Source organism: Desulfovibrio sp. Huiquan2017 (genome assembly GCF_017351175.1).
GTDB lineage: Bacteria > Desulfobacterota > Desulfovibrionia > Desulfovibrionales > Desulfovibrionaceae > Pseudodesulfovibrio.
The window spans coordinates 1-647 of the sequence record NZ_JAFMPN010000044.1; the positions used below are offsets into that span (position 1 = coordinate 1).

At 58.7% G+C, this 647-nt stretch carries 1 protein-coding gene; it reads left to right on the forward strand.

The features are described from left to right. Positions 1-74: 74 nt before the first annotated feature. On the forward strand, positions 75-647 hold a 573-nt coding region (locus tag J0909_RS18285; protein ID WP_207265128.1), incomplete at its 3' end, for an IS110 family transposase.

Sequence of the window (647 nt, forward strand, 5' to 3'; positions counted from 1 at the left end):
AAAAATACCATGTCGGCACTCCCGAGTTTTGCTGGTAACAACACCAGTGAAACCAAAACAACCAGGAGGCCGACATGGCAAAGCTCAAGGTATCATCAGTCCATCGGTTTGTAGAAGCTTTTCGTGGCGAAGAGATTTGGATCGGCGTCGACGTCCACAAGCGCAGCTACAGCGTGGGGCTCCTCCGGCCCGACGGCATGGTAAAGGATTGGACCTGTCCAGCCGACAATCAGGCCCTGGTCGGGACGATTTTGTCGCTGCCCGTGCGGCTCGGCGCGGTTTGCTACGAGGCCGGGCCTACGGGATTCGGCCTGGCTCGGGCGCTTGAGGCCGAGGGCATTCCCGTCGTCGTCGCAGCGCCGAGCCGAATTCCGCGTCCGGTGGCCGCGACCAACAAAACGGACAGCCTCGATTGCCGCAAGCTGGCTGAATGGGTTGCCTCCGGCTTGATTCGCCCGATTGCGATTCCCACAGAAAAAGAGGAGGCATTCCGTTCGCTGCAACGCAGACGCCACCAGCTCACGGATTCGATTCGCAAGGTCAAGCAACGGATTCGCGCTCTGTTTTTGAGCTTCAATATTTCAGAACCGCCCGACATCGACCATTGGGGCAAGGCTGCGGTCGCTTCGGTTTCCCGCATCGAATTT